General features: G+C 68.7%; 23 protein-coding genes. 1 reads left to right on the top strand and 22 read right to left on the bottom strand.

Going from position 1 to position 18,317, the window contains the following annotated elements; translation table 11 throughout:
• Positions 1-23: 23 nt before the first annotated feature.
• The 14 genes from rplM to HL652_RS01290 all read right to left on the bottom strand — a co-directional run bounded on the left by rplM (position 24) and on the right by HL652_RS01290 (position 10,324).
• Positions 24-470, bottom strand: coding sequence for a 50S ribosomal protein L13 (gene rplM, locus HL652_RS01355; RefSeq protein ID WP_171703644.1), 447 nt, complete (start codon positions 468-470; stop codon positions 24-26).
• 166 nt (positions 471-636) lie between these two features.
• A complete protein-coding gene (locus HL652_RS01350; protein ID WP_171703643.1) occupies positions 637-1,521 on the bottom strand; it encodes a tRNA pseudouridine synthase A in 885 nt (294 codons plus the stop codon).
• A 70-nt stretch (positions 1,522-1,591) separates the two neighbouring features.
• Complete coding sequence (gene rplQ, locus HL652_RS01345) at positions 1,592-2,185, bottom strand: 50S ribosomal protein L17 (protein WP_171703642.1); 594 nt, start codon at positions 2,183-2,185, stop codon at positions 1,592-1,594.
• Between the two features lie 56 nt (positions 2,186-2,241).
• Positions 2,242-3,231, bottom strand: coding sequence for a DNA-directed RNA polymerase subunit alpha (locus tag HL652_RS01340; protein ID WP_171703641.1), 990 nt, complete (start codon positions 3,229-3,231; stop codon positions 2,242-2,244).
• Between the two features lie 129 nt (positions 3,232-3,360).
• A complete protein-coding gene (gene rpsK, locus HL652_RS01335; RefSeq protein WP_022896808.1) occupies positions 3,361-3,759 on the bottom strand; it encodes a 30S ribosomal protein S11 in 399 nt (132 codons plus the stop codon).
• A 31-nt stretch (positions 3,760-3,790) separates the two neighbouring features.
• Positions 3,791-4,168, bottom strand: a complete 378-nt coding sequence (rpsM, locus tag HL652_RS01330; RefSeq protein WP_171703640.1) for a 30S ribosomal protein S13 — start codon at positions 4,166-4,168, stop codon at positions 3,791-3,793.
• 126 nt (positions 4,169-4,294) lie between these two features.
• Positions 4,295-4,411, bottom strand: a complete 117-nt coding sequence (gene rpmJ, locus HL652_RS01325; protein WP_022898361.1) for a 50S ribosomal protein L36 — start codon at positions 4,409-4,411, stop codon at positions 4,295-4,297.
• A 69-nt stretch (positions 4,412-4,480) separates the two neighbouring features.
• Positions 4,481-4,702, bottom strand: a complete 222-nt coding sequence (gene infA, locus HL652_RS01320; RefSeq protein WP_022883252.1) for a translation initiation factor IF-1 — start codon at positions 4,700-4,702, stop codon at positions 4,481-4,483.
• Between the two features lie 112 nt (positions 4,703-4,814).
• Positions 4,815-5,966, bottom strand: coding sequence for a mannitol-1-phosphate 5-dehydrogenase (locus HL652_RS01315; RefSeq protein ID WP_171703639.1), 1,152 nt, complete (start codon positions 5,964-5,966; stop codon positions 4,815-4,817).
• A gap of 24 nt (positions 5,967-5,990) precedes the next feature.
• Entirely contained in the window at positions 5,991-6,422 is a 432-nt protein-coding gene (locus HL652_RS01310; protein ID WP_171703638.1) for a PTS sugar transporter subunit IIA, read from the bottom strand.
• Positions 6,423-6,446: 24 nt separating this feature from the next.
• Complete coding sequence (locus tag HL652_RS01305; protein ID WP_171703637.1) at positions 6,447-8,039, bottom strand: PTS mannitol transporter subunit IICB; 1,593 nt, start codon at positions 8,037-8,039, stop codon at positions 6,447-6,449.
• The gene (ptsP, locus tag HL652_RS01300; RefSeq protein WP_371743633.1) at positions 8,036-9,661 is read right to left on the bottom strand and encodes a phosphoenolpyruvate--protein phosphotransferase; all 1,626 of its coding nucleotides are present in this window, start codon (positions 9,659-9,661) and stop codon (positions 8,036-8,038) included. The genes HL652_RS01305 and ptsP overlap by 4 nt, the downstream gene beginning before the upstream one ends.
• Before the next feature lie 74 nt (positions 9,662-9,735).
• A complete protein-coding gene (locus HL652_RS01295) occupies positions 9,736-10,005 on the bottom strand; it encodes an HPr family phosphocarrier protein (RefSeq protein WP_171703635.1) in 270 nt (89 codons plus the stop codon).
• Positions 9,998-10,324 carry a PTS sugar transporter subunit IIB gene (locus tag HL652_RS01290; RefSeq protein WP_171703634.1) on the bottom strand — a complete coding sequence of 109 codons (327 nt, stop codon included), beginning with the start codon at positions 10,322-10,324 and terminating at the stop codon, positions 9,998-10,000. Before HL652_RS01290 ends, HL652_RS01295 begins: the two co-directional genes overlap by 8 nt.
• 117 nt (positions 10,325-10,441) lie before the next feature.
• Here HL652_RS01290 and HL652_RS01285 point away from each other — a divergent pair, with 117 nt between their 5' ends.
• Positions 10,442-12,352, top strand: coding sequence for a BglG family transcription antiterminator (locus HL652_RS01285; RefSeq protein WP_171703633.1), 1,911 nt, complete (start codon positions 10,442-10,444; stop codon positions 12,350-12,352).
• A 64-nt stretch (positions 12,353-12,416) separates the two neighbouring features.
• Here HL652_RS01285 and denD read toward each other — a convergent pair whose 3' ends face one another.
• The 8 genes from denD to rplR form a co-directional block, all read right to left on the bottom strand.
• Positions 12,417-13,397, bottom strand: coding sequence for a D-erythronate dehydrogenase (gene denD, locus HL652_RS01280; RefSeq protein ID WP_171703632.1), 981 nt, complete (start codon positions 13,395-13,397; stop codon positions 12,417-12,419).
• A 68-nt stretch (positions 13,398-13,465) separates the two neighbouring features.
• On the bottom strand, positions 13,466-14,266 hold the full coding sequence (gene map / locus HL652_RS01275) for a type I methionyl aminopeptidase (RefSeq protein WP_253743789.1): 801 nt from the start codon (positions 14,264-14,266) through the stop codon (positions 13,466-13,468).
• An 84-nt stretch (positions 14,267-14,350) separates the two neighbouring features.
• Complete coding sequence (locus tag HL652_RS01270; RefSeq protein WP_171703631.1) at positions 14,351-14,956, bottom strand: adenylate kinase; 606 nt, start codon at positions 14,954-14,956, stop codon at positions 14,351-14,353.
• Complete coding sequence (gene secY, locus HL652_RS01265; RefSeq protein ID WP_171703630.1) at positions 14,953-16,275, bottom strand: preprotein translocase subunit SecY; 1,323 nt, start codon at positions 16,273-16,275, stop codon at positions 14,953-14,955. The genes HL652_RS01270 and secY overlap by 4 nt, the downstream gene beginning before the upstream one ends.
• Before the next feature lie 132 nt (positions 16,276-16,407).
• Complete coding sequence (gene rplO, locus HL652_RS01260; RefSeq protein WP_216603962.1) at positions 16,408-17,067, bottom strand: 50S ribosomal protein L15; 660 nt, start codon at positions 17,065-17,067, stop codon at positions 16,408-16,410.
• Entirely contained in the window at positions 17,067-17,252 is a 186-nt protein-coding gene (gene rpmD, locus HL652_RS01255; protein ID WP_171707109.1) for a 50S ribosomal protein L30, read from the bottom strand. The genes rplO and rpmD overlap by 1 nt, the downstream gene beginning before the upstream one ends.
• Positions 17,252-17,917, bottom strand: coding sequence for a 30S ribosomal protein S5 (rpsE, locus tag HL652_RS01250; protein ID WP_371743542.1), 666 nt, complete (start codon positions 17,915-17,917; stop codon positions 17,252-17,254). The genes rpmD and rpsE overlap by 1 nt, the downstream gene beginning before the upstream one ends.
• A gap of 26 nt (positions 17,918-17,943) precedes the next feature.
• Complete coding sequence (rplR, locus tag HL652_RS01245; protein ID WP_171703627.1) at positions 17,944-18,315, bottom strand: 50S ribosomal protein L18; 372 nt, start codon at positions 18,313-18,315, stop codon at positions 17,944-17,946.
• Positions 18,316-18,317: the final 2 nt, after the last annotated feature.

The following is an 18,317-nucleotide window of genomic DNA, read 5'->3' as shown; positions in this document are numbered from 1 at the left end:
GTCTGCTGAACGAACGCGGGACGCTACTGGGCGACCTGGTCGAGGATGTACGGGGTGGGCTGCTGAGCAGCGTGGGGGTGCTCAGGGCCTGCGTAGACCTTCAGCTTGCGGAACTGGTCGCGGCCGAGGGCGGTCTTCGGGAGCATGCCACGGATGGCCTTCTCGACGGCGCGCTCGGGGTTCTTCTCGAGCAGCTCGGAGTAGGTGACGGCCTTGAGGCCACCCGGGTAGCCCGAGTGACGGTAGGCCTTCTTCTGCGCGGCCTTCGAACCGGTGAGCGCGACCTTGTCGGCGTTCACGATGATGACGAAGTCGCCCATGTCCATGTGGGGGGTGAAGGTCGCCTTGTTCTTGCCGCGGAGGATGGCCGCGGCGTGGCTGGCGAGACGGCCGAGAACGATGTCCTGAGCGTCGATGATGACCCAGCCGCGCGAGACTTCGCTGGCCTTCGGGGTGTAAGTGCGCGTCACAGTAGTGCTGCTTTCTTGTTCGAGTGAGGAGTTCGTGAATCCCGCTCCGGTGGGTGTTCCGGGTTCGGATCGAACCGGAACACGCCCGATGGAGGGCTCAACTTCGGGCGACGCGCAGCAAAGCACGTACACCAAGGGTCAAGATTACGCGATACCACCCACGTGGTCAAATGAGCGCACGACGCGCCCTGGTCTGCTCGGCGCGGGCGCGCAGCTCGTCGTCGCCCGGGTAACCCACCTCGGTGAGCACCAACCCCTTCGCCGGCATCACCAGGAAGGCGCTGGTGCGCACCCGCTCGTCGCGCAGGCGAACCAGCTGCTCACCCGTGAGGCTCCCCGCCCCCACCGCGACGGTCGCGCCCACGAGGGCGCGCACCATGCTGTGGCAGAAGGCGTCGGCCTGCAGCGAGGCCACGAGCACGCCGTCGTCACCCCTCCGCCACGAGAAGGCCTGCAGCGTGCGGATCGTCGTCGACCCCTCGCGCGGCTTGCAGAAGGTGGCGTAGTCGTGGAGCCCGAGCAGCGCACGCGCCGCCGCATCCATGACCTCCGCGTCGAGGGCACCCGGATGCCGCACGGTCACGCGCCGGGTCAGCGGGTCTCGCGGGGTCGCCGCATCCGCCACCCGGTACTCGTACCGCCGCCAGACCGCCCCGAAGCGCGCGTCGAACCCCTCGGGTGCCAGCGTCGACGAGTGGAGCACCACGTCGGAGTCGGCGCCGAGGATGCCGTTCATCCGATGAGCCAGCACCCGAGCGAGCACCTCGGGCGCGGTTCCCGAGTCTCCGTCGCTGCGCCGCCGCAGACTGAGCAGCTGCCCCTCGTCGAGATCGAGGTGGGCGACCTGTCCGCGCGCGTGCACCCCCGCATCCGTTCTCCCGGCGACCGTGAGCAGCGGCGCGGGCTGGTGCCGCCGGAACAGCGTCGCGAGCGTCGCCTCGAGCACCCCCTGCACCGTGCGCAGCCCCGGCTGCCGCGCCCACCCCGAGAAGTCCGTGCCGTCGTACCCGAGATCGAGCCGGATGCGCCGGGTTCCGCTCTCGAGACTCACGCGGTCGAGTCTACGACGAAGGCCCCGCCACCCTTCGGGGTGCGGGGCCTTCGTGCGAAGCGGGAGGAGCCTACTTGGCGTCCTTCTCCTCGGTCTCCTCGGCGGGAGCCTCGTCGGCCGCGGGAGCCTCGTCGGCAGCCTCAGCCTCGGGGGCCTCCGACTCCGACGCCGCGGAAGCCTCGTCGGCGGCGGCCTCGGGGGCCTCCTCGACAGCGGTCTCCTCGGCCTCGGGCTCGGCCGGAGCCTCGGCAGCAGCAGGGGCGGCCGCAGCCGGAGCAGCCTTCGCCGACTTCTTCTTCGGGGTGACGGGCTCGAGCACGAGCTCGATCTGCACCATGGGGGCGTTGTCGCCCTTGCGGAAGCCGAGCTTGGTGATGCGGGTGTAGCCGCCCTCGCGCTCGGCGACGAGCGGAGCGATCTCGGTGAAGAGCTCGTGCACGACGCTCTTGTCGCCGATCACGGAGAGCACGCGACGACGGGCGTGCAGGTCACCGCGCTTGGCGAAGGTGATGAGGCGCTCGGCCAGCGGACGCATCCGCTTCGCCTTGGTCTCGGTCGTCTTGATGCTCTTGTGGGTGAACAGAGCGGCAGCCAGGTTGGCGAGCAGCAGGCGCTCGTGCGCCGGTCCTCCGCCGAGACGGGGTCCCTTGGTCGGCTTGGGCATGTCTTATCTCCAGGTGTGGGTCAGTGTGTCGTGTCGATCAGCGGTGGCGAGACGTCTCAGACGTTCTCGTCGTCGTAGCCGCCGTAGAAGTGGGCGCCGTCGAAACCGGGAACGGTGTCTTTCAGCGAGAGGCCGAGCTCGACGAGCTTGTCCTTCACCTCGTCGACCGACTTCTGACCGAAGTTGCGGATGTTCATGAGCTGCGTCTCGCTGAGTGCCACGAGCTCGGAGACCGTGTTGATCCCCTCGCGCTTCAGGCAGTTGTACGAGCGCACCGAGAGGTCGAGGTCTTCGATCGGAACCGACAGCTCCGACGAGAGCACGGCGTCGACCGGCGCGGGGCCGATCTCGATGCCCTCGGCGGCTGTGTTGAGCTCGCGCGCCAGACCGAACAGCTCGGTGAGGGTGCGGCCGGCCGAGGCGATGGCGTCGCGCGGGGTGATGGCGGGCTTGGTCTCGACGTCGACCACGAGGCGGTCGAAGTCGGTGCGCTCGCCGGCACGGGTGGCCTCGACGCGGTAGGTGACCTTGAGCACGGGCGAGTAGATCGAGTCGATCGGAATCTGACCGGCCTCCGAGAACTCGCTGCGGTTCTGGGTCGCCGAGACGTAGCCGCGGCCGCGCTCGATGATGAGCTCGAGCTCGAACTTCGCCTTGTCATTGAGGGTCGCGATGACCAGCTCGGGGTTGTGGATCTCGACACCGGCGGGAGCCGAGATGTCGGCTGCCGTGACCTCGCCCGACGCGTGCTTGCGCAGGTACGCGGTGATCGGCTCGTCGTGCTCGGAGGAGACGACGAGACCCTTCACGTTGAGGATGATCTCGGTGACGTCTTCCTTCACACCGGGGATGGTGGAGAACTCGTGCAGCACGCCGTCGATGCGGATGCTCGTGACAGCGGCGCCGGGGATCGACGAGAGCAGGGTGCGGCGGAGGGAGTTGCCGAGGGTGTAGCCGAAGCCGGGCTCGAGCGGCTCGATGACGAACCGCGAGCGGAACTCGGAGATGTTCTCCTCGGTGAGGGTGGGGCGCTGTGCAATGAGCACTGTTTATCCTTTCGGCTGAGTGTCCGCTATATGACACTCACGTGACGAGGTGTGTTGAGTTGTGGGAAACCACTTCACCGGCAGAGCGTGTCGAACACGCTCTGCCGGCTCTTCAGTGCTGAAAGGACGTCACACGCGGCGACGCTTGGGCGGGCGGCACCCGTTGTGCGCCTGCGGGGTCACGTCGTTGATCGAGCCGACCTCGAGGCCCGCGGCCTGCAGCGAGCGGATCGCGGTCTCGCGACCCGAGCCCGGGCCCTTGACGAAGACGTCGACCTTCTTCATGCCGTGCTCCTGCGCCTGGCGGGCTGCCGACTCGGCGGCCAGCTGCGCGGCGAACGGGGTGGACTTGCGCGAGCCCTTGAAGCCGACGCCACCCGAGGAGGCCCAGCTGATGACGGCACCGGTGGTGTCGGTGATCGACACGATGGTGTTGTTGAAGGTCGACTTGATGTGGGCCTGGCCCACGGCGACGTTCTTCTTCTCTTTCTTGCGCGGCTTGCGAACGGCCGACTTGGGGGTTGCCATAATTCTCTCCTGGTCCTGTCAGTCGGCGCGTTTAGCGGCCGGCCTTCTTCTTGCCGGCGACGGTGCGCTTCGGGCCCTTGCGGGTACGAGCGTTGGTCTTGGTGCGCTGACCGCGAACCGGGAGGCCCTTGCGGTGGCGAACGCCCTCGTAGGAGCCGATCTCGACCTTGCGGCGGATGTCGGCGGCGACCTCACGGCGGAGGTCACCCTCCACCTTGTAGTTGCCCTCGATGTAGTCGCGGAGCGCGACGAGCTGGTCGTCGGTGAGATCCTTCACGCGGATGTCGCCCGAGATCTCGGTGTCGGCGAGGGTCTTCAGCGCGCGCGTGCGGCCGACCCCGTAGATGTAGGTGAGTGCGACTTCCACGCGCTTGTCGCGGGGGATGTCAACTCCTGCTAGACGTGCCATTGTGGCTATCTCCTGATGATGAGTGGAGGTTTCGGACAGAACCGGTGCCCAGGCCTCCACCTGGGGTGTCGCCCGATCGCTCGGGTTCGTGGTTCTGCTCTTCAGACCGGCCGGAGCCGGGTGCTACTAGCCCTGACGCTGCTTGTGACGCGGGTTCGACTTGCAGATGACCATCACGCGGCCGTTGCGGCGGATGACGCGGCAGTGCTCGCAGATGGGCTTGACGCTGGGGTTGACCTTCATGATCTGTTCTTTCTTCGCTGTCCTCGTACCGGGCGGGATGCCGCCTGGCCGTTACTTTCCAGCGCGCGGCTACTTGTAGCGGTAGACGATCCGGCCACGGGTGAGGTCGTAGGGGCTCAGCTCCACGATCACGCGGTCCTCCGGGAGGATGCGGATGTAGTGCTGACGCATCTTGCCCGAGATGTGGGCCAGAACCTTGTGGCCGTTCGTCAACTCCACCCGGAACATGGCGTTCGGGAGAGCTTCGACGACTGCGCCCTCGATCTCGATGACTCCGTCTTTTTTGGCCATTGCCTCACTGTCGCTCAAGTAGTCTGTGCTGGTCGTGCGGAGAATCGGCCCACTCGAAAACAGGCCGAAAACACCAAAGATCGATCTTACGCTAAGAAACGCCCGGGCGCAATCACCGGTAGGAGTCGACGGAGCGTATAGTGCCCACCAGCGCGGCGAAGAGCGGATGCTCGGGCTCGATTCCGCAGACCTCGGTCGCGAAGGCCTCGGGCGTGAGGCTCGACAGGCGGTCTGCCAGCTCGGCCGTCTGCGGGTCGCTGGGCGCGTCGAAGCGGAGCGCGGAGCGCACCGCCCGCAGCAGCGCATCCGTCGGCAGCCCCCGCTCGGCGAGCTCGGCGGCGGGGCCGATGAAGCGCTCGTGCCGCGAGATCTTGCGCAGCGGCTGGCGCCCCACGCGCTCGGGGGTGTCGGTGAGGTACGGGTTCGCGAAGCGCACGAGGTTCTTCTCGAGGTACGCCTCCTGCGTCGCCGGGTCGAACTCGTGCTTGACCACGAGCAGCGCCTTGGTCTCCTCGAGCACGGCCTTCACCTCGGCGAACACCTCGGGGATCGACAGCGCGTCGGCGAGCGTCGACGCCCCCTCGACCCAGCCGTGGTACGCCACGGTGGCGTGCCCGGTGTTCACCGTGAAGAGCTTGCGCTCGATGTACGGCGCGAGATCGGGAACGAAGTGGGCGTCGGGGATGTCGGGGACGGCGTCGCCGAACGGCCCCTCCTCGATCGCCCACTCGAAGAAGTCCTCCACCGTGACGTCGAGACCGGCGTCGGGCGCCTGGTTCGGCACGATGCGGTCGACCGCGGTGTTCGCGAAGACGGCCCTGGTGAGCTCGGGGGCGTCTTCTCCCCCGTCGAGCCGACCCACCACCTCGGCGCGCAGCAGATCGGTCGCGTTGATGGCGTTCTCGCAGGCCATCACGGTGAGCGGCGGGAGCTCGGGGTCACGCCGCCCGAGCGCCTCGGCGATCACCGGTGCCACGAACTTCAGGATGGTGGGGCCGACCGCCGTGGTGACCACGTCGGCGGTCGCGATCTCGGCGACCACCGCATCCGTGTCGGTGCCGCTGTTGAGGGCGCGGTAGCCGGTGACCGTGCGGGTGGAGGAGTTCTCCCCCACCGCGTGGACGCGGTAGCTCTCCGAGGCCGCGAGGGCGTCGATGAGCTCCGCGTTCACGTCGGCGAAGACGATCTCGTAGCCCGCGTCGTGCAGGATGAGCCCCACGAATCCGCGGCCGATGTTCCCGGCGCCGAAGTGGACGGCCTTCATGGGTGACTCCCTGGGTGTGTTGTGTTACTCGTTGAGGTCGCCGAGGATGTCGAGCACCTCGGCCGGGCTCTCGGCCGCGAGCAGCTTCTCGACGTCGTCGTCTTCGCTGAACACGATGGCGATCTTGGTGAGGATCTCCATGTGCCCGCCGTCCTTGCCGGCGATGCCCACGACGAAGCGCACCTGCTCGCCGCCCCAGTCGAGCGGCTCGTCGTACCGCACGAACGAGAGCGCAGAGTCGAGGATTGTGTCCTTGCCCTCGTTCGTGCCGTGCGGGATGGCGAGGAGGTTGCCCATGTACGTCGAGACCGTCTCCTCGCGCTGCAGCATGTAGTCGAGGTACTCGGGCGCGACGGCACCCGCCTCCACCAGGATCGCCGACGCCTCGGCGATCGCCTCCTCACGCGTCTTCGCGGTTCCCGACAAGCGGATCTGCGACGGTTCCAGTACGGCCATGGGCTGCTCCTCTCCTCGCGTCGCCTACTCGGCGGCGCCCTGTGCCTTCAGCTTCTCCACGACCTCGTCGTAGCGCGGGCTGTTCATGAAGTTGTCCACCGACACGTGCTCCGCGCTCGGCGTGCGCTCCTGCGCCCGCGGCGTGAGCTCGCGCTGGGTGATCACCAGGTCGACGTCGTCTTCGAGGTTCGCGATGGCCTTGTTCACCACGGTGACTCCGTCGATGCCTGCCTTCTTGATCTTATTGCGGAGCACGGATGCGCCCATGGCACTCGATCCCATTCCCGCGTCGCAGGCGAACACGATGTTCTTGATGGGGCGGGTGTCGGTGAGCAGCGACGTCTCCTCGGCCACGGCCTCGGCGTCGCCCGCGGGCACGCCCTCGGCGGAGAGGGTGCCGAGCACACTCGACTCCTTGCCCTTGTTCGCCGTGGTCTTGGCGATCGCTGCCGACAGGTCGCCCGCATCCTCCCGCTCGAGGTCGCGCTTGCGGCTGGCCCGCAGGATGACCGCGGTGACGAGGAACGACACGGCGGCCGAGAGGATCACCGAGAGGATGACGCCGATGTAGCTGTCGGGCGCGGTCTGGATGAGGATCGCGATGATGCTTCCGGGCGAGGCAGGCGCACGGAGGCCGGTCTGGAACAGCACGTTGATGAACACACCGGTCGCACCACCCGCGATGGCCGCGAGGATGGTGAGCGGCTTCGACAGCACGTACGGGAAGTAGATCTCGTGGATGCCGCCGAAGAACTGGATGATCGCCGCACCCGGCGCACTCGCCTTCGCCAGGCCGATGCCGAAGATCGAGAAGGCGAGCAGGATGCCGAGACCGGGGCCGGGGTTCGCCTCGATGAGGAACAGGATGGACTTGCCGTTCTCGGCCACCTGCTGCACGCCGAGCGGCGTGAACACGCCGTGGTTGATGGCGTTGTTGAGGAAGAGCACCTTGCCCGGCTCGACGAAGATCGACGCGAGGGGCAGCAGGCCCAGGGTGACCAGCCAGTTCACCGCCGCCTCGAGCGCCGCCGACAGCCCCTGGATGACCGGGGCGATGCCGAAGAAGCCCGCCACCGCGAGGATGAAGCCGAGGATGCCGGCGGAGAAGTTGTCGACCAGCATCTCGAAGCCGGCCTTGATCTTGCCGGCCCAGATGCGGTCGACCTGCTTGATCAGCCAGGCGCCGAGCGGGCCCATGATCATGGCACCGATGAACATCGGCACCGAGGCGCCGACGATGACACCCATGGTCGCGATGGTGCCGACGACGCCGCCGCGGGCACCGTAGACCATGCGGCCACCTGTGTTCGCGATGAGCAGCGGCAGCAGGTAGGTGATCATCGGCCCGACCAGACCCACGTACTGCGGGAAGGTCGTGCCGTCGTCGGCCTGCGCCAGGGTCGTCGCCGCGCCGGCCCAGCCGATGGCGTCGGCGTTGCCGAAGCCGCCGAGGATGCCGTTCGGCAACCAGCCGGTCGCGATGAAGAGGCTGGTGATGAGGCCCCAGGCGATGAACGCGGGGATGTTGGGCATGACCATGCCCGAGAGGAAGGTGCCGAACCGCTGAACGCGGACGCGGGCACCTCCCCGTGCCTTCGTATCTGACGTCGTTGTCATGACGACTGCTCCGTTTCTGTGTGAGTGGTGGGTGATGCAGCTGCGGTGACGGCCGCGCGCGCTTCGACGGCGCTCGAGGCCTGGAGGGCGAGCTCGGCGAAGGCGACTGCCTGCTCGAGCGAGTACTGTGCGAGCTCGGCGCGCACGTCGGCGAGGGCCGACGGCGACATCGAGAGAGTGGTGGCGCCGAGGCCGACGAGCACGACGGCCAGCAGCGGGTCGGCGGCGGCTTCGCCGCAGATGCCGACGGGCTTGCCCGCGGCGCGGCCGGCCTTGCCGACCTCGCCCACGAGTTTCAGCACCGCGGGGTGCCACGGGTCTTGGAACGAGGCCACCGAGCCGAGCAGCCGGTCGGCAGCGAGCGTGTACTGGGTGAGGTCGTTCGTGCCGATCGACGCGAAGTCGGCGTCGGCGAGGATGCGGTCGGCCAGCAGCGCAGACGACGGCACCTCCACCATCACGCCGGCGGTCTTCAGCCCGAGCTGCCGGGCGAGCGCGGTGAAGTACCGGGTCTCCTCGACCGTCGACACCATCGGCGCCATCACCCAGACGTCGGCCTCGGTCTCGGCGTCGGCTGCGGCGAGCGCCGTCAGCTGGTCGCGCAGGATGGGCTCGTTGGCGCGCAGCGCACGGAGACCGCGGAGGCCGAGCGCCGGGTTCTCCTCGGCGGCGTCGTTGAGGAAGCTGAGCGGCTTGTCGGCGCCGGCGTCGAGCGCCCGCACCACCACCTTCTTGCCCGGGAACGCCTGCAGCAGCCGCACGTACTGCGCCTTCTGCTCGTCGACGGTCGGCGCCGTCGCGGCGTCGAGGAAGAGGAACTCGGTGCGGAACAGGCCCACACCCTCCGCGCCCTTCGCCACGGCATCGTCCGCGCCGTCGGCCGATCCAAGGTTGGCCAGCAGGGGAATCGCGGTGCCGTCGGCGAGCACACCGGGGCCGGTCGCCTGCGTGCGGGAGGCGGCGAGCGCCTCCGCCCGCGCCACGGCGTCGGCGCGCTGCGCGTCGTCGGGGGCCACGGTGACCGTGCCCGCCGCCGCGTCGACGACGATCTCGGTGTCGTCGGCGAGACCCAGCGCATCCTTCACGCCCACCACGGCCACGATCGACTTCTCGCGGGCGAGGATCGCGGTGTGCGAGGTCGGCCCGCCGTCGCTCGTCACGAGCGCGAGCACCTTGCCGAGGTCGAGCAGGGCCGTGTCGGCGGGGGCGAGGTCACGGGCGACGAGGATGAACGGATGCTCGGGGTCGGGCACCCCGGGAGCCGGAACGCCGCGCAGGTGCGCGACCACGCGCTGCGACACGTCGTCGAGGTCGGTGGCGCGCTCCCCCATGTAGCCGCCCATGCTCACGAGCAGGTCGCGGAAGGTGGCGAAGGCCTCGAACACGGCGCGCTCGGCGGTCTTGCCGGCGTCGATGCGCACCCCGATGTCGTCGATGAGCGTGGGGTCTTCGGCCATGAAGGCCTGGGCCTCGAGCACGTCTTTCGCCGAACCGCCGGCGCGTTCGCCGCGGTGCCGGATGATCGCGGCCGTGGCCGCGAGCGAGGCGCGAGCGCGCTCCTTCTCGGCGTCTGCGGTGAGGGCGCTCGCGACGTCGTCGGGCTCGGGGAGCGGGTCGGGCATCCGCAGCACGGTGCCCACGGCGATGCCGCGGCCAATGCCGGTGCCGGTCAGCACACCGTCGGTGACGTCGACCATCACTGGGCGTCCATGTCGGTGGCGAGCAGGGTCACCAGCTCGTCCAGGAGGGCGTCGGAGGAGGGGGCGTCGGAGGCGAGGGTGACGGTGTCGCCCTGCTCGATGCCGAGCGAGATGACGCCGAGGATGCTGGCGGCGTTCACCGCCTTGCCGTCCCCTTTCGCGATGGTGACCGGCACGCCTGACTTCGCCACGGCCTGCGTGAAGAGGGTGGCGGGGCGCGCGTGGAGCCCGTGTGCGGATGCCAGTTCGACGGTTCGTTCAGCCATGGTCTGTCTCCTTGCGTTCGAGCGTTGCGATCACCAGGTCGGCTGCGTGGTCTGCGCCCTCCGGTCCGAAGACGGTGTCGGGGAGCATCGCGGCCCGCGCACCCACCAGGCGCGCGCGCTCGTCGAGTTCGTCGAAGCGTGAGCCGAGGTGGGGTCCGACCAGCAGGACTGTGGTCTCCCGCATCCGTTCGTCGAGGTCGGGCAGTGAGCCCGCCTCCACGACCAGATCGAGGCCGCGCGCCATCGCGATGCGGCGGAGGCGGAGAGCGAGAAAGGTGCTCGACGCTCCTGCACCGCAGACGATGAGCACTGTGTTCACGCACGCCTCCTCGCGTCCTGGTGGTTCTCTACGATCCTCCGGCACACCCCTCCCCCGTTCCAGCAGCCTTCCTTCCGCACCCCCGGAAGGGGCTTCCGGCGCTTAGGGTGGAGGCAGATGAGCGCGAAGCACGAGAGGCTGCTGGAGTATCTTGCCGAGTCAGACGACTGGGTGACGGCCGGCGAGCTTGCCGACAGGCTCGGGGTGACGACCCGGAGCGTGCGCAGCTATGTCACGAGCGTGAAGTCGGCGGCGAGACCGCTCGAGGTGATCGCCTCCTCCACCAGCGGGTACCGCCTCAACCGCGAGGCCTACGCGAGCTTCGTCTCGGAGTCGCGGTCGCGGGATGCTCCGCGGGAGCGGGTGCACCACATCATCAGGCGTCTCGGCGACTCGCCATCCGGTCTCGACGTCTACGAGCTGGCGGCCGAGCTCTACGTGAGCGAGTCGACGGTCGAGGCCGATCTGCGCAAGGCGCGACTGCTCGTCGAGGAGGCGGGGCTCACGCTCGGGCGCAAAGGCGCCTCGGTCGCGCTCACCGGCAGCGAGCTCAACCGCCGGCGGTTGCTCAGCCGCATCTTCCGCGACGAGAGCGCCCAGGGCTTCCTCGATCTCGAGACGATCCAGCGTTCCTTCGCCTCGAAGAACCTGGCCGGGTTCAAGTCGGAGCTCATCAAGATGCTCGACGGCAACGGATACTTCGTCAACGAGTACTCCCTCAACAATGTGCTGCTGCACGTGGTGATCGCAGTCGACCGCGCCTCGAAGAACCAGCACATCGACGCCGTGTCGGTGGCCGAGCCGAGCGACAGCGTGCGCGACATCGCCGCGCAGCTCGACGCGCTCGTGACCGCGCACTTCGGCACCGCGCTCAGTCAGCGCGAGCTCGCCTACCTCTCGGTGCTCCTCACCACCAGGGTGCTCACGCCCGGCCACGGCGAGTCGACCGAAGACATCGCCGAGGGCTTCCTCGACGCCGACGACCTCGCCGAGATGCGCCGTATCGCCCGTCTGGCGAGCGACGAGTACCTCGTCGACCTCGACGACGACGACTTCATCGTGCGGCTGAGCCTGCACGTGCGGAACCTGGTGGCCCGGGCCCAGGAGAACTCGCACTCCCGCAACCCGATGACGCGGTCGATCAAGGGCTCGTACCCCATGATCTACGAGCTCGCCGTGTTCATCGCCAGCCAGGTGCAGCGCCGGCACGGCATCACGGTGAACGACGACGAGATCGCCTACATCGCGCTGCACGTCGGCTCGTACCTCGAACGGCAGAACCTGCGCGAGGAGCGGGTGAGCTGCGCGATCGTGAGCCCCAACTACTACGACCTGCACCTGTCGCTCCGGGCGAAGCTCGAGGCGGAGCTCGGCAGCGAGCTGCAGGTCGACGTGGTCATCACCCGCACCGACGTCGACTGGTCGGCGCTCTCCTCCGACATCGTGGTCACCACCCTGCCGGTGCCGGCGGCGCGCGACAACGTGGTGGTCATCCAGCCGTTCCTGAGCAAGGCCGACCTCGAGGCCATCCGGCGCTCCATCGCGTCGGTCAGGCGGCACCGTCGGCGCATGGAGATCAAAGACGAGCTGCTCGAGTACTTCGACGAGCGGCTGTTCTGGCGCAACCTGCAGGCGAGCTCGGAGGCCGACCTCATCCGCACCCTCGGCCGCTCGATGGTGGCGCTCGGCGTCATCGACGAGAGCTACGTGGAGGGCGCGATCGAGCGCGAGGCGATGTCGTCGACCGCGTTCACCGACACCATCGCCGTACCGCACTCGATGGTGATGAGCGCGGCCCGCACCGCCATCGCCCTCGTGGTGAACGAGACGCCGATGCCCTGGGGCGAGAACCGCGTGAACGTCATCGCGCTCATCGCCTTCAGCGAGACCGGCCGCAAGGCCTTCCAGACCGTCTTCGACCAGTTCGTCGAGGTCTTCTCCGACCGCGACGACGTGCAGCGCATCGTGCGCCGCGCCACCGACTTCTCCTCCTTCATCGACGAGCTGGTGCACGTCATCGACGCCTGAGCGCCAGAATGATCACCTGCGGGCGCCGGCAGCGGGCGACACGGATGCTCGTGCCAGGCCCCTGCTACGCCCGGTTCTCCGCGAGGTAGGCGGCGACGATGGTGTCGAAGTCGGGGTCGGCGGTGAGGCCGAGGCGGCGGGCGCGGGTGGAGTCGAAGCGGGAGGGCCAGCTGGTGACGATGCGGGCGACCGCCTCGTCGGGCTCCCACCCCACGAGCGCCGCGGCATCCGGCCCGCCCACGCGTTCGAGAGCGGCCACCATCTCCCCGACGCTCACGGTGAGGGCGGGGAGGGTGAGCGCGGTGTGCGGGCCCCAGTCGGCGTCGGTCGCGGCGGCCGCGAGCAGCACGCCCTCGACGGTGCGGGCGGGTGAGCTGAGCGCCACCAGCGTCTCGGGGGGCACCGGACTGTTGCTCGCGACTCCCGCCAGCGGCTCGCGCACGATGCCCGAGAGGAAGCTCGACGCCGCCGCGTTCGGCGCGCCAGGACGCACCGCCACCGTCATCAGCCGCACCGTGCGGGCGGGCACGAGCCCGCGACGGGCGTAGTCGGCGACCAGTTGCTCTCCGATGAACTTCTGGATGCCGTAGCTCGACTGCGGCGTCGGCAGCGTCTCGTCGGTGATGACGGGTGGCAGCGGCAGCGCATCCGTCGATCCGAACACGGCGAGCGAGCTCGTGAAGACCAGGCGCGGCGGCGTGGGCCGGGCACGGCAGGCCTCGAGCAGCTCCATGGTGGCGGCGAGGTTTACGCGCATGCCGAGGTCGAAGTCGCGCTCGGCCTCGCTCGACACCACGGCCGCGAGGTGGAACACGAGGTCGACGCCGTCGAGCACCCCGTCGCCGAGGGCCTCGCCCAGGTCGCCCACCACGGCGGAGACCCGCCCGTCGTCGACGAGGTCGGGCCGCGGCAGCACCCGATCGACGATGGTCACGCCGGTGAGCGGCGACGTCTCCCCCGCGACCGTCACCTCCCCGCGCGCGAGCAGCGTGCGCGCCAGACGATCGCCGAGGAAGCCTGCTCCACCCGTGATGAGGACCTTCACCGAACCGACCCGCCTTCGCTCGAGAGCCGGCCGTCCGGCTCGCTTCCCCGCCCGAGTGCTCGAGCGGGCTACGGAATGGGCACCGGCGTGATGCCGAGAGGCAGGAGGCCCGAGGCCCCGCCGTCTTCGGCGGTCAGCACCCAGATGCCGTCCTTGTGCACCGCCACCGAGTGCTCCCAGTGGCTCGCCATACTGCCGTCGGCCGAGGCCACGGTCCACTCGTCGTCGCGCACGAAGGTCTCGGTCGTGCCCGCCGTGATCATCGGCTCGATGGCGACGACCAGCCCGGGCTTCACCTCGGGGCCGCGCTGACGCACCCGGTAGTTGAACACCGGCGGCGCCTCGTGCATGCTGCGGCCGATGCCGTGCCCGATGTAGTCGGTGAGGATGCCGTACGTCGCGCCCGCCTTGGTCGACGGATGCTCCTCCACGTACTCCTCGATCGCCTCGCCGACCTCGTTGAGGTGATGGGCGGTGGCGAGCCGCGCGATGCCGTGCCAGAGCGACTGCTCGGTCACGTCGGAGAGCAGCTGCCGTGCGGCAACGAGCTCCGGCCGAGCCGGGTCGTCGAGCACGATGGTCATCGCGGAGTCGCCGTTCCAGCCCCCGATGTCGGCGCCGCTGTCGATCGACACGATGTCGCCCGGCTCGAGCCGGCGCCCGTTCGGGATGCCGTGCACGACGTCGTCGTTCACCGAGGCGCAGACCGTGTGCGAGTACCCCGGAACCATCTGGAAGTTCGAGACCCCGCCGAGCTCACGGATCGCCCGGTCGGCGATGGCGTCGAGCTCGAGGGTGGAGATGCCCGGGCGGATGGCGGCGCGCACCGCGGCGAGAGACGCCGCGGTCGCGAGGCCGGGGGCGACCATGAGGCGCAGTTCGGCCGGCGTCTTGTAGATGCCCTTGTTGCGCCCGATCACGCGGCACGCCCCGTCGTCACGCAGCCGACCACGTCAGCGCGCGGCGAGGGCGGCGATGATGCGGCCGGTGACCTCGTCGATCTCGCCGAGCCCGTCGACCTCGACCACGAGGCCGCGCTCGGTGTACACCTCGACGAGCGGGGCGGTCTGCTCGGCGTAGACGTCGAGCCGCTTGCGGATGACCTCTTCGCTGTCGTCGCTGCGACCCTGCTCGGCGGCGCGGCCGAGCAGCCGGCGCACCACCTCGTCGGTGTCGGCGGTGAGCACGATCACGGCGTCGAGAGCCGTGCCGGCCACACCGAGGATGCCGTCGAGCTCCTCCACCTGCTGCAGCGTGCGCGGGTAGCCGTCGAGCAGGAAGCCGTCGGCCACGTCGGGCTGGGCGAGACGGTCGCGCACCAGGTCGTTGGTGAGGGAGTCGGGAACGTACTGCCCCGCATCCATGTACTCCTTGGCCTTCACGCCGAGCGGGGTGCCGTTCTTGACGTTCTCGCGGAAGATGTCGCCGGTGGAGATCGCGGCGATGCCGTAGGTCGCCGACAGGCGCGCGGCCTGGGTGCCCTTGCCCGCGCCGGGCGGGCCGATGATGAGGAGGCGGAGCGAACCGTTCGAGTCGGTGGTGCCGGCCTGATCCGTCATCGGAGGAGCCCTTCGTAGTGACGCTGCTGCAGCTGCGAGTCGATCTGCTTCACCGTCTCGAGACCCACACCCACGATGATGAGGATCGACGCGCCACCGAACGGGAAGTTCTGGTTGGCGCCGACCGCGACCAGCGCGATGAGGGGCAGCAGGGCGATGAGGCCGAGGTAGAGCGAGCCGGGAAGCGTGATGCGGGTGAGCACGTAGTCGAGGTACTCGGCGGTCGGCCGGCCGGCACGGATGCCGGGGATGAAGCCGCCGAACTTCTTCATGTTGTCGGCGACCTCTTCGGGGTTGAAGGTGATCGCGACGTAGAAGTAGGTGAACCCGACGATGAGCAGGAAGTACAGCAGCATGTACAGCGGGTGGTCGCCGCGCACGAGGTAGTTGTTGATCCAGGTGACCCACTCGGCGGGCGCCTGGCCCGCGGCGGGCTGGTTGAACTGGGCGATGAGCGCCGGCAGGTACAGCAGCGACGACGCGAAGATGACGGGCACCACACCGGCCATGTTCACCTTGATGGGGATGTAGGTGTTGTTGCCGCCGTAGGTGCGCCGGCCGACCACGCGCTTGGCGTACTGCACCGGGATGCGGCGCTGCGAGAGCTCGACGAACACCACACCGAAGATGACGGCGACTCCGACCGCGAGCACGGCGAGGAAGGTCTCGAAGCTCTGGGTCTGGGCGATGAGCCACAGCGACGACGGGAAGGTCGAGGCGATCGAGGTGAAGATGAGCAGCGACATGCCGTTGCCGATGCCGCGCTCGGTGACGAGCTCACCCATCCACATGATGACGCCGGTGCCCGCGGTCATGGTGATGACCATGAGCAGGATGGCGTACCAGGCGTCGTTGGTGATCAGCTGGCCGCACTCGGCGACCGTGGAGGTGCCGAAGAGGGCGCCGGAGCGGGCGACCGTGATGAGGGTGGTCGACTGCAGCACACCGAGCGCGATGGTGAGGTAGCGGGTGTACTGCGTCAGACGGCTCTGGCCCGACTGGCCCTCCTTGTAGAGGGTCTCGAAGTGAGGGATGACCACGCGCAGGAGCTGCACGATGATCGAGGCCGTGATGTACGGCATGATTCCCAGCGCGAAGATCGACAGCTGGAGGAGCGCGCCCCCCGAGAACAGGTTGACGAGCTCGTAGAGGCCTGAGGTGCCCTGGTTGGCGGCGAGGCAGGTCTGCACGTTCCCGAAGTCCACGAAGGGTGCCGGGATGAACGATCCCAGCCGGAACAGCGCGACGATGCCGAGCGTGAAGCCAATCTTCCTGCGGAGGTCCGGAGTCCGGAAGATCCGCGCGACGGCTTTGAACAAAAAGGGCCTCCTGCGTTCGTGTGGCTCAATGCCAAGAAGTCCGGTGACCCGATTCGTGGCCTCGACAGGCTACCTCATTCTCATGACGCATCTGTCGACGCACGGCGATTCGGGTCACCGGACTGTCAGTACTTACTTGACGGAACCACCAGCGGCGACGATCTTCTCCTGGGCGGAGCCGGAGACCTTGTCGACCGTGACGTTCAGCTTCACGGAGATGTCGCCATCGCCGAGAACCTTGACCTTCTCGTTCTTGCGCACGGCACCCTTGGCGACCAGGTCGCTGATGGTGACGTCGCCGCCGCTCGGGTAGAGCTCGGCGAGCTTGTCCAGGTTCACGACCTGGTACTCGACGCGGAACGGGTTCTTGAAGCCGCGCAGCTTCGGGGTGCGCATGTGCAGCGGCATCTGGCCACCCTCGAAGCCCACCTTGACCTGGTACCGGGCCTTGGTTCCCTTGGTACCGCGGCCGGCGGTCTTACCCTTCGAGCCCTCACCGCGGCCGACGCGCGTGCGCGCCTTCTTGGCACCGGGAGCGGGACGGAGGTGGTGCACCTTCAGCACGTGCTCGCGCGACTCGGTCGACTCGTCGGCCTTCTCGGCCTTCGGGGCGGCCTTGGCGGTGGCAGCCTTCGAGGCAGCCGGAGCCTTGGTCTCCGCGGCAGCGGCCTTCGCCTTGGCAGGAGCCTTGGCGGGCTTCTCGGCGGCGGGGGCCTTCTCGGCGGCGGCCTTCGAGGCAGCAGCCTTCTTCGGAGCCGCCTTCGCGGTCTCCTTGGCTTCTGATTCAGCCATTAGTCAATCTCCTCGACCTTCACCAGGTGTGCGACGGTGCGCACGTACCCGCGGTTCTGGGCGTTGTCTTCACGCACGACGATGTCGCCGATGCGCTTCAGTCCGAGGCTGCGCAGCGTGTCACGCTGGTTCTGCTTCTCGCTGATCTTGGACTTGATCTGGGTCACCTTGAGGCGCGCGGCCATCATGCACCTGCCTTCGCTGCGAGGGCGTCTGCCTCGGCGCGCACGAGGCGGGCCGGGGCGACGTCTTCGAAGTCGAGGCCACGACGGGCGGCGACGGCACGCGGCTCTTCGAGCTGCTGCAGCGCCTCCACGGTCGCGTGCACGATGTTGATCGTGTTCGACGAGCCGAGCGACTTCGAGAGGATGTCGTGGATGCCGGCGCACTCGAGAACGGCGCGCACCGGGCCACCGGCGATAACACCGGTACCGGCAGCGGCGGGGCGCAGGAGCACCACACCGGCGGCCGCCTCACCCTGAACCGGGTGGGGGATCGTGTTGCCGACGCGAGGAACGCGGAAGAAGTTTTTCTTCGCCTCCTCGACGCCCTTCGAGATCGCGGTCGGCACCTCGCGGGCCTTGCCGTAGCCGACGCCCACCAGGCCGTTGCCGTCGCCGACGACCACGAGGGCGGTGAAGCTGAAGCGACGACCACCCTTCACGACCTTGGAGACGCGGTTGATGGTGACGACGCGCTCGAGGAACTGGCTCTTGTCGGCGTCGCGGCTGCCGCGGTCACCGCGGTTGGGGTTGCGCTCGCGACCACCACGACGGGCTTCGCGCGGCTCGCTCTGGTTCGACCCCGACGACGCAGCGGTCTCCACGGGGGTCTCGGTGACTGCTGCCACGTCCTGCTCCTTGTTGTTGTCGGTGCTCACAGGCTCAGACCACCCTCTCGAGCTCCATCGGCGACGGCCGCGACGCGACCGGCGTAGCGGTTGCCGCCGCGGTCGAACACGACAGCCTCGATGCCGGCCAGCTTGGCGCGCTCGGCGACCAGCTCACCGACCTTCTTGGCCTTGGCGCTCTTGTCGCCGTCGAAGGTGCGCAGGTCGGTCTCGAGGGTCGATGCCGACGCGAGGGTGTGACCCTTGCTGTCGTCGACGACCTGCACGAAGACGTGACGTGCCGAACGGGTGACCACGAGGCGCGGACGCGCGGCGGTTCCTTCGACCTTCTTGCGGAGTCGGGCGTGCCGGCGGTCGCGGGCTGCGGACTTCGACTTTCCTCTGATTCCAGTAGCCATGG

The sequence above is a fragment of the Herbiconiux sp. SALV-R1 genome (assembly GCF_013113715.1).
In the GTDB taxonomy this organism is placed as follows: domain Bacteria; phylum Actinomycetota; class Actinomycetes; order Actinomycetales; family Microbacteriaceae; genus Herbiconiux.
This window is presented reverse-complemented; position numbering and strand designations above follow the sequence as displayed.